We start from the raw sequence: 9,218 nt of genomic DNA, 5'->3' as shown, positions 1-9,218 counted from the left end.
CGAAGTGCTCTCGACGAGTCAGCCGACGCGGCGGTACTGCAGGTCTTCGCGGTCCATCCGTCGACGCTGGAACGGCGGGATGTGATCGAACACAGGATCTTCATCGTCGATCTCGAGAACCGTTGCGCCACCGGGTCGCCGAAGTCGCGGAGGGGGCGGGGCGGCGGCGAACTCCGGAACCGCGGCGGCGCGTCGACGACGCTCCTCCTCGGCGCGCGCCGACCGCTTGGCACGGGCGAGTCGCTGTGCCCTGATCTGCTGCTCCGTCTTCACCGCGCGCCGCAGGTACGCGAGGTAGCCGACCAGTAGCAGGCCGAGGACGCCGGTGGCCACCCAGCCGGGCGTCCCGACGACGACGCCGGCCACGACCGACAGCAGCACCAGCACGAACAGACCCACCGTGACCCGTTGGCGTTCCCGGTATTTGAGCTCGCGTTCCTTCTCCGACGAGTAGACACTGCGCCCCGTCCGCCGGCTGCCCGCCGTTCGCGCCGCCGGGCGGCTGTCGGCCACCTCGTCGACGTCGGTGTCGGCGGCGTCGTCGACGTCGTCCTCCTCGGACTCCGCGACGGGAGCCGACGACGATTCGGTGTGGCGGGAGCCACGGGCGTAGTCGTCGTATTCGTCCTCGTCGAGTTCGTCTGTCGCGTCCCCGTATTCGGAGTCGTCCTCGTATTCGGAGTCGTCCTCGTATTCGGCGTCCTCGAACTCACCGTTCTCGACTTCTCCGTCGACGTCGGCGAAGTCGTCCTCGTACTCGTTGTCGAGCTCGTCGGTGTCATCGACCTCGGCGGCAGGGGTGCTGTCCGCGTCCGCGGTCGCCTCGTCGTCGGACTCCGCATCGAGGTCCCGGTCGGTGTCCGCGTCGGCGTCGGCGGAGATGTCACCGTTCACGGAGTCGTCGTCGGAAGCCGCGTCCACCGTCTCGGAGTCGGTGTCGCCATCCACGGATTCCACCGTCGGCTTCTCGACCTTCGCGCTGCCGGCACGTCGGGTCGAAGGCTTGGCCTTCTCGGCGTCGACATCGTTCTCGGCGTCGCCGTCGGCGTCGGCCTCGAGCGTCGCGGTGGCGCTGCGGCGCGAGGACTTCCAGGACGGATCGTGCGGGTGACGCGCCGACGACCGGCGGCGGTTCTTCGTCGCGGTCGTGGCACGCGATCCTCCGCGATGCAGCAGTCGCGTCTTCCGTGCCGCGTCGGTGGACTTCAGGATCTGCGGGCGTCCCTTGATGACCATCGGGACCAGCACGAAGAGCCAGACCGCGACGAGACAGACCCACAGTACGGAGTTGGGCATGCGACTCTCCCTTCATTCACTCTGGTCACACGAGGCCACTCCACAATCTAGAGCTGCGAGCAGTCACGCCCGGGTAGACGCGCCGTGGGACAACCGAATCGGCGTGGTTTCACACACGCCTCTCAGCAACGCCGGCAGGAGAAGCGGGTCAGGCCGTGCGGAAGCGCGCGTCGACCGCGACGGCGATCTCGATGTCGTCGGTCCGCAGTTCCAGTGACGGCGGGGGCGGGCCGGCCGCGACCGCCATCGGCATGGCCCGACGAGATGCCTGCGGCACCCGTGGCGCCATGTCCGGATCGGACAGGAGGACGGGCGTCACCGGCCCCCGACCCACCGCGTCGGAGTAGGCCTGCGCCTTCACGATCGCGTCATCGACCGCGGCACGACGCAGCTCCCGTTCGCGGTCCCGCCGGGTCTCCGCGCGGAGGTCCCAGTCGACGTCACCGATCTCGACGGCGTCGACCGACGCCCAGACGTCGATGAACTCCGACAACCGCTCGAAGTCGACGAACTCCGCTTCGACGCGAATAAGGGTGTTGTAGACCGGGTCTCGTAGATCACCGGTCTCCGAGTACGGGCGGTACGAGTACACCCGGACCGAATCGGCGGACCAGCCGGCCACCGCGCCGGCCGTCTCGTGATCGGTCAGCGCACGTGTCAGGTCGGCGTGGACCTCGACCGCCCGCGTGTAGACGGCCGACTTGTCCGCACCTTCCACTCGCACGGAGAGGTGGATGATCCCGCGTTCGGGCCGGTAGCGCCCGCGGGCGGAGCCACGGACGACGATGTCGAGATGGTCGGTGTGCTCGGTCATGCGAAGAGCCTATGCGTCGGCGAGCCGGCGCGGACTATCGTACAAATCGGACATCGTTCAAGCGCCGTGAAGGGACGATCGTGGTGCGGATGAGAAGACTGGTTGCGCTGTTCGCGACAGCTATGTCGGCGTGCGCGGTCGCCGGGTGCGGGTGGATCGCCGAGGTCGTCTCGACGCGCGTGGACGCGGCCGACTACTTCACCACCCCCACCGTTCGATTACTCGACGCCGCCCGGCGAGACGACCGGGCGCAGATCGAACCCCTTCTCGCACAGGGCGCTGACCTCGACGAACACGGCGGTGATCCGGACACCGACCCGCGGCGCGTGGACATCACGCCGCTGCAGTGGGCAGTGGAGTTCGAACCACCGGGCGCGGTGGCGGCACTGCTGCAGGCAGGCGCCGACCCGCATCTCCCCGGCGCCGGCCGATACAACGCAGTTGCTTACAGCGTGCTGCTCGACCGTTTCGCCGCCTTTCGCACCCTGATCGAGTTCGACGCGGGACTGGTCGAGGCATCCGACCGGATCGGCGGCAACGTGGTCCACACCGCGGTGCGCCATCGTCGCGACGATGCGTTGCGCCTGCTGATCGACCGCGGCGCCGACCTCGACTCCGTGCAGCCCCTGGCCGGCCGGACACCACTGTTCACCGCGGCCGACGTACTCAACATCGACCACTGCCTCGCCCTGCTACAGGCGGGAGCCGATGGTGCACATCGTGATCGGCGAGGTGCGACCTTCATGCCGTCGCTGTACACCGCCGACGACTCGATACGGACGAGTTCGTACCTCCGGACGCGTGACGCGATCGAATCCGAGATGCGCGCACGGGATTTCCCGGTCGAAACCGGGCGGTGACGCCGCCGCGAACTCAGGGCGACCGCCGGATCGCCAACGGAGGGTCAGTGGAACGACGCACGACCCGCCCGGACGAGCGCCTCGGCGGCACTGCCGACGACCTCCTCGGCCGTGAGCGCGAACAGCATGTGGTCACGCCAGCGTTTGTTGACGTCCATGTACCGCTGCAGCAGACCTTCTTGCCGGAATCCGATGTTGGTCAACACCTTCTGCGATGCCTCGTTGGCGGGCTGGACCGTCGCGTCGAGCCGGTGCAGGCCGACGGCCCCGAAGCAGTGGTCGACCCCGAGTGCCACCGCGGCGGTCGCGATGCCGTTGCCGGCGACGGCCGAGTCGACCCAGTAGCCGATCCACGCGGTCCGCACCGCGCCGCGTTGGATGTTGCCGACCGTCAGCTGCCCGACGTAGCGGCCGTCGAGTTCGATCACGAACGGGAGCAGCGCACCTCGTTTGGCCTCCGACTTCAGCACCGCGAACAGCGGCGGCCACGACCCGGGCTGATGGCGTTCAGCCCAGCTTCCGACACCCGTCGGTTCCCAGGGCAACAGGGCGTTCTGGTTGCGGATCCGCAACTCGCTCCACGTCCTGGCATCCCGCACCTTCACGGGCCGCAGGGTGACCGTGCCGGTCCGGGTGCGCAGCGGCCCGAGGGTGGCCGGCCATCCCGGACTTCCCTGACTGCCGCTCAACCACCTGAACACGAGAAGAAGTTTATGCGCTGTCACACCCGAGGCGGCATGAGACCTGTATCTCGCGGGGGTGGTTTCGACTCGGCGCCTCGCTCCGCTCGGTGCCGGCTCAACCAGCGGGGGTGGGGCTCCTCGCTCCGCTCGGTGCCGGCTCAACCAGCGGAGGTGAGCGCCTCGACCTCGCTGCGCTCGGTGCCGGCTCAACCAGCGGGGGTGAGCTCACCCGCGTTGCGCGAGGAACGCCACTTCGACCTCGTCGCCCGTGCCCATCTCCTCGACATCGGGGTCGACCATGATCAGGCAGTTCGCCTCGGCGAGTTCGGCGAGCAGGTGCGACGACCCGGTCGGTGAGGCGCCGAGCACCTGCACCAGGTAGTCCCCCGACCGTTCGTCCCGCATCAGCTGCCCACGCAGGTAACCCTTGCGGCCGCGCACCGACGCGATCGGTCCGATGGTGCGCGCCTTGATGATCCGCCGCATCGGTTGCCGTTTGCCCAGCGCGATCCGGATGAGCGGCCGGACCATCACCTCGAAGGTCACCAGAGCGCTCACCGGGTTGGCGGGGAGCAGGAACGTCGGCACCTCGTCGCGTCCGAGGCGCCCGAAGCCCTGGACCGACCCGGGGTGCATCGCCACCCGCACGATCTCCAGGTCGCCGAGGTCGGCGAGCGCGTCGGCGACGGCGGTCGACGCACTTCCCCCGACGGCACCGCAGATCACCACGATCTCGGAGCGGATGAGCTGCGCCTCGACGACCTCCCGCATCCGCGACGCCTCGCGCTCGGCGATGCCGACGCGGTTCACGTCGGCGCCGGCGTCGCGGGCGGCCGCGGCCAGCGCATAGCTGTTGACGTCGTAGATCTGACCGGGGCCGGGTGTGCGGTCGATATCGACGAGCTCACTGCCCACCGAGATGACCGACAGACGCGGGCGCGGGTGCACCATCACGCGTGCCTGACCGACCGCAGCGAGCAGCCCGACCTGGGCCGGGCCGATGATCGAGCCCGCGCGGACCGCGACATCGCCCGGCTGCACGTCGTCGCCGACCCGCCGGACGTAGTTGCCGCTCTCGACGCCGTGTCCGATCTTGACCTTCTGGTCGCCACCGTCGGTCCAGCGCAACGGGACCACGGCGTCGGCGAGCGTCGGCATCGGGGCCCCGGTCTCGACGCGCACCGCCTGACGCGGTTGCAGCCGCGTCGGTGTCCGCGAGCCCGGCCCGACCTCGCCGACCACCGGCAGGGACACGATCATCGGTTCGCCCGGTTCGAGGTCGACGAGCTCGGCGCCGTTGGCGTCGAAGTCCTCCAGGTCTTCGGGTGCGAGCACCCCGGCCAGACCGACGTCGACCGCACGCACCGCGTAGCCGTCGATGGCCGCCTGGTCGAAGCCGGGCATCGGGTGCTCGGTGACGACCTCCTCGGCGCACATCAGGCCCTGCGCCTCGGAGATCGCGACGCGCACCGGACGCGGCGCCACTGCCGCCGCGGTCACCAGCGTCAGATGATCTTCGACAGACCGCATCTCACCGCTCTTCCCGTCTCAACCGGTCAATGCACCGGGACGTGCGGCCGACAGCTCTCGGCACGTCGTGCACTCGATACAACACAGGAGAACGTTATCGAGCGCGCCCGCGGCAGCGTGCGAGGCGCGCGGATGCGACCGGTGATCGCCCGTCCGGAATCAGCTGTCGGCGAGACGCTTCTCGAGCCATTCGCGCAGATCGGGACCGTAGTCGTCGCGGTCGAGCGCGAAGTCGACGGCCGCCTTGAGATACCCGCCGGGGTTGCCGAGATCGTGTCGGGTGCCGTGGTGGACGACGACGTGGACCGGCTCGCCCTCCTCGATGAGAAGCGCGATGGCGTCGGTGAGCTGCAGTTCGCCACCGGCGCCGGGTTCGATACGGCGCAGCGCGTCGAAGATCTTGCGGTCGAGGATGTAGCGACCCGCGGCGGCCAGATTCGACGGCGCATCCTGCGGTTCGGGCTTCTCGACCATGCCCTTGAGGCGCATGACGTTCGGGTTGTTGGCATCGGGAAGCGGCTCGACGTCGAAGACGCCGTAGGCGCTGATGCGCTCCTCGGGGACCTCGATGGCACACAGCACCGAGCCGCCCCGGCGCTGACGGGTGCGCGCCATGACCTCCAGGACACCTCCGGGCAGCACCAGATCGTCGGGCAGCAGAACTGCCACGGCGTCCTCGTCGTCGTCGAGGTAGCTCTCGACGCAACCGACCGCGTGCCCCAGGCCGAGCGGCTTCTCCTGCACGACCGACGCGACCTCGAGCAGGTTGGGCGCCTTGCGCACCTTGGCCAGCATCGACTCCTTGCCACGCGTGGCGAGGGTGTTCTCGAGTACGAGGTCCTCCACGAAGTGGGCGACCACGCCGTCCTTGCCCGGGGAGGTGACGATCAGGAGACGATCGGCGCCGGCCGCCTTGGCCTCTTCGGCGACGAGCTCGATGCCGGGGGTGTCGACCACCGGCAGCAACTCCTTGGGCACCGTCTTGGTCGCCGGCAGGAACCTCGTGCCCAACCCGGCTGCCGGGACGACCGCGGTACGCGGGATCGGCGGAGTGTTGGGTACACCTTCGTACTCACTGAAACCAGCTTTATCCGTCGCACTCATGAATCCACCCTAGGACAGGTGCCGGTTCTCGGCCGGACAGACGGCGGTGACCGGGACCTCACCACGCTCGTTCCGACGGTCGGATACAGTGCGGGCGTCCCGGCTGTCCCGGCCGGGGCGCACATGCCACCGGTCTCGAGACGACGCGAAGGACGGTCGGGTCTTGACAACGCTGAAACAGCAACTGCGACAAGAGATCGAGGATCGACGATCGCGTCGGTCCGCCGACGAGCGGGACCGGTCTGCCGCGGCCCTCGCCGAATGGATGTATTCCTGCCCCTTCCGGCTCGAATACGACGTCACGGTCGCCGCGCATGTCCCCGTCGGCAACGAACCCGGCTCGAATTCGATGCTCGACGCGCTCGTCGACCGAGGCGTGTCGGTTCTGGTCCCGGTGGTCCCCGACGGCGACCCCGCACCGATGGACTGGGCGCCGTACACGGGGCCGGACTCGCTGGCTCCCGGACGCTGGGGACTTCTGGAACCGACCACCGACCGCGTCGGGGTGACCGCGATCCGCGCGGCGTCGGTGATCCTGGTTCCGGCGCTCGCGATCGACAAGAGCGGTGTGCGGCTCGGACGCGGCGCCGGATACTACGACCGGACCCTGCACGGTCTGTCGGCCGACCTCGTCGGCGTGGTCTATGACGACGAGGTCGTCGACTCACTGCCGTCCGGTGACCACGATGTCCCGGTCGGTTGGACTCTCACTCCCGGAGACGGGTTCCGCCGACTCGGCTGACCCGGGGTACAGCGAAACCCGGGCGGTGTCGGGGGACACCGGCCCGGGTTCGGCCTATGACGTCGTCGTGGCGGGACGCCGGTCAGGCGGGAGTCGCGGCCTTGGCCTCGCTCTTGGTCGACGACGACGAGCTCGCGGAGTCCGACTTGGAGCTGCTCGACGAGCTGTCCGACGACGAGGAGCTCGACGACGACGAGCTGTCCGACGAGGGCGTCGAGGTGTCCGAGGACGAGCCGGGACGCGAGTCCGTGCGGTAGAAACCGCTGCCCTTGAACACGATGCCGACCGAGTTGAACAGCTTGCGCAGGCGGCCTGCGCACTGCGGGCACTCGGTCAGCGAGTCGTCGGAGAAGGACTGGACGATGTCGAACTTGTTGTCGCACTCCGTGCAGGCATACGAGTAGGTGGGCACCGCGAAACCTCCGAATGTCAGTAAACGATGACCAGTGTAACCGACTTTGGCACTCCCTCATTCCGAGTGCTAAGCGTGGCTCCCGGCCGGCGGATTTCGCACCTTGGCGCGCACCGCCGCGTGCAGTCGTGCAAAGTGTTCCCCTAGCTGAAGCAACCAGTTCACCGCTCGATCACCGGGTCGGACCGCCACGAGCGGCCGATCCCACCATCGCTGGAGCCGCCATGACCGACTTCCTCAACGACCTGAACAGCATCATCTGGAGCAATCCGTTGGTGTACCTATGCCTCGGAGTGGGGGTGTACTTCTCCATCCGCTCGCGGTTCCTGCAGATCCGGCACATACCGGAGATGATCCGGGTGATGCGCCACGGTCAGAGTTCGCCCGATGGCGTCTCGTCCTTCCAGGCGTTGATGATCTCGCTGGCCGGTCGCGTCGGCACCGGGAACATCGCCGGTGTGGCGACGGCGATCGCGTTCGGCGGTCCGGGTGCACTGTTCTGGATGTGGGCGATGGCGTTCCTCGGGGCCTCGACCTCGTTCGTCGAGTGCACGCTCGGCCAGATCTACAAGACCCGCGATCCGCTGACGAACGAGTATCGCGGCGGCCCGGCCTACTACTTCAGCAAGGCGCTGGCCCACACCAAGGCGGCCCCGCTCTTCAAGGTCTACGGGCTCATCTTCGCCGCCGTGACCGTCCTCGCCTGCGGGCTGCTGCTCCCGAGCGTGCAGTCCAACTCCATGGCCCTGGCGATGAACCAGGCGTGGGGTATCGCGGACTGGGCCGTCGCGATCGGCGTCGTCATCGTGCTCGCCTTCGTCATCATCGGCGGGGTCAAGCGCATCGCTACCTTCGCCACCGTTGTCGTGCCGTTCATGGCGGTCCTCTACATCCTCTTCGCGCTGGTGGTGGTATTCCTCAACGCGTCCGAGATTCCCGAAGTCCTCCGGATGATCTTCGCCAGCGCCTTCGGGATCGACTCCGTCTTCGGTTCGGTGGTCGGCGCTGCGGTCATGTGGGGCGTCAAGCGCGGCATCTACTCCAATGAAGCCGGCCAGGGCACCGGACCGCACGCAGCCGCGGCCGCCGAGGTCTCGCATCCGGCGAAGCAGGGCTTCGTGCAGGCGTTCGCCGTCTACATCGACACCCTCTTCGTGTGCTCGGCCACCGGCTTCCTCATCATCTCGACCGGTGCGTACCGGGTGTTCGAGGGCGAGAGTGCCGACGGCGCGGTGATCGCCGACGGCGGACTGCTGCCGACGGCCACCGACGTCGGACCCACCTTCGTCCAGATCGGCTTCGACAGCATGTGGAGCGGCGCCGGTTCGACCTTCGTCGCGGTGTCTCTGATGTTCTTCTGCCTGACCACGATCATCGCCTACTACTACATGGCAGAGACCAACCTGCGGTTCCTGATGGGGAAGGCGGCGACCATCTACATCGGTCCGCTGCGCAGCACGCTGGGCTCGAACCTCACGATGCTCCTGCAGGCACTGATCCTCGTATCGGTGGCCATCGGATGCGTCTCGACCGCCAGCGAGGCGTGGACCCTCGGCGACATCGGAGTCGGGCTGATGGCGTGGCTGAACATCGTCGGCATCATCATCCTGCAGCAACCCGCGTTCAAAGCGCTGCGCGACTACGAGAAGCAGAAGAAGGAAGGCAAGGACCCGATCTTCGACCCGATCGCTCTCGGAATCGTCGGGGCGACGTTCTGGGAGTCCTACGGCCGGGCCGACGACCGCCCCGAAGAAGTCACCCTGTCCAAGAAGTGAGC

The 9,218-nt window shown here is 68.2% G+C and carries 9 protein-coding genes; 3 read left to right on the top strand and 6 right to left on the bottom strand.

What is annotated here, in order from left to right:
• Window positions 1-18 precede the first annotated feature (18 nt).
• Window positions 19-1,296, bottom strand: coding sequence for a gephyrin-like molybdotransferase receptor GlpR (glpR, locus tag M4D77_RS22740; RefSeq protein ID WP_259937516.1), 1,278 nt, complete (start codon window positions 1,294-1,296; stop codon window positions 19-21).
• 148 nt (window positions 1,297-1,444) lie between these two features.
• Window positions 1,445-2,110 carry an SIMPL domain-containing protein gene (locus tag M4D77_RS22735; protein ID WP_259937515.1) on the bottom strand — a complete coding sequence of 222 codons (666 nt, stop codon included), beginning with the start codon at window positions 2,108-2,110 and terminating at the stop codon, window positions 1,445-1,447.
• Window positions 2,111-2,199: 89 nt separating this feature from the next.
• On the opposite strand from M4D77_RS22735, the gene M4D77_RS22730 reads away from it, so the two are divergent.
• Window positions 2,200-2,970, top strand: a complete 771-nt coding sequence (locus tag M4D77_RS22730) for an ankyrin repeat domain-containing protein (RefSeq protein ID WP_259937514.1) — start codon at window positions 2,200-2,202, stop codon at window positions 2,968-2,970.
• 44 nt (window positions 2,971-3,014) lie between these two features.
• Here M4D77_RS22730 and M4D77_RS22725 read toward each other — a convergent pair whose 3' ends face one another.
• The 3 genes from M4D77_RS22725 to M4D77_RS22715 form a co-directional block, all read right to left on the bottom strand.
• Window positions 3,015-3,671, bottom strand: coding sequence for a GNAT family N-acetyltransferase (locus M4D77_RS22725; protein WP_065630199.1), 657 nt, complete (start codon window positions 3,669-3,671; stop codon window positions 3,015-3,017).
• 207 nt (window positions 3,672-3,878) lie between these two features.
• On the bottom strand, window positions 3,879-5,183 hold the full coding sequence (gene glp, locus M4D77_RS22720; protein ID WP_058251484.1) for a gephyrin-like molybdotransferase Glp: 1,305 nt from the start codon (window positions 5,181-5,183) through the stop codon (window positions 3,879-3,881).
• Window positions 5,184-5,342: 159 nt separating this feature from the next.
• The gene (locus M4D77_RS22715) at window positions 5,343-6,287 is read right to left on the bottom strand and encodes a UTP--glucose-1-phosphate uridylyltransferase (protein ID WP_065630200.1); all 945 of its coding nucleotides are present in this window, start codon (window positions 6,285-6,287) and stop codon (window positions 5,343-5,345) included.
• A 163-nt stretch (window positions 6,288-6,450) separates the two neighbouring features.
• On the opposite strand from M4D77_RS22715, the gene M4D77_RS22710 reads away from it, so the two are divergent.
• On the top strand, window positions 6,451-7,029 hold the full coding sequence (locus tag M4D77_RS22710; protein ID WP_058251486.1) for a 5-formyltetrahydrofolate cyclo-ligase: 579 nt from the start codon (window positions 6,451-6,453) through the stop codon (window positions 7,027-7,029).
• Between the two features lie 82 nt (window positions 7,030-7,111).
• Here M4D77_RS22710 and M4D77_RS22705 read toward each other — a convergent pair whose 3' ends face one another.
• The gene (locus M4D77_RS22705) at window positions 7,112-7,441 is read right to left on the bottom strand and encodes an FmdB family zinc ribbon protein (protein WP_259937512.1); all 330 of its coding nucleotides are present in this window, start codon (window positions 7,439-7,441) and stop codon (window positions 7,112-7,114) included.
• Window positions 7,442-7,665: 224 nt separating this feature from the next.
• Between M4D77_RS22705 and M4D77_RS22700 the strand changes: the two genes are divergently transcribed.
• Window positions 7,666-9,216: a sodium:alanine symporter family protein gene (locus M4D77_RS22700; protein ID WP_259937511.1), complete on the top strand. Its 1,551-nt coding sequence runs from the start codon at window positions 7,666-7,668 to the stop codon at window positions 9,214-9,216.
• The last annotated feature ends 2 nt before the right edge of the window (window positions 9,217-9,218 follow it).

The sequence above is a fragment of the Gordonia sp. p3-SID1431 genome (assembly GCF_025143765.1).
GTDB classification, from domain to species: Bacteria; Actinomycetota; Actinomycetes; order Mycobacteriales; family Mycobacteriaceae; genus Gordonia; species Gordonia hongkongensis.
Note: the sequence above shows the minus strand (reverse complement) of the source record. Positions and strands in the feature narration are given on the sequence as shown.

Bases quoted from the DNA above. Each gene is read 5' to 3' on its own strand.
- M4D77_RS22735 (WP_259937515.1), bottom strand. From the start codon at position 2,110: ATGACCGAGCACACCGACCATCTCGACATCGTCGTCCGTGGCTCCGCC.
- M4D77_RS22700 (WP_259937511.1), top strand. From the start codon at position 7,666: ATGACCGACTTCCTCAACGACCTGAACAGCATCATCTGGAGCAATCCG.
- M4D77_RS22715 (WP_065630200.1), bottom strand. From the start codon at position 6,287: ATGAGTGCGACGGATAAAGCTGGTTTCAGTGAGTACGAAGGTGTACCC.
- glp (WP_058251484.1), bottom strand. From the start codon at position 5,183: ATGCGGTCTGTCGAAGATCATCTGACGCTGGTGACCGCGGCGGCAGTG.
- glpR (WP_259937516.1), bottom strand. From the start codon at position 1,296: ATGCCCAACTCCGTACTGTGGGTCTGTCTCGTCGCGGTCTGGCTCTTC.
- M4D77_RS22730 (WP_259937514.1), top strand. From the start codon at position 2,200: ATGAGAAGACTGGTTGCGCTGTTCGCGACAGCTATGTCGGCGTGCGCG.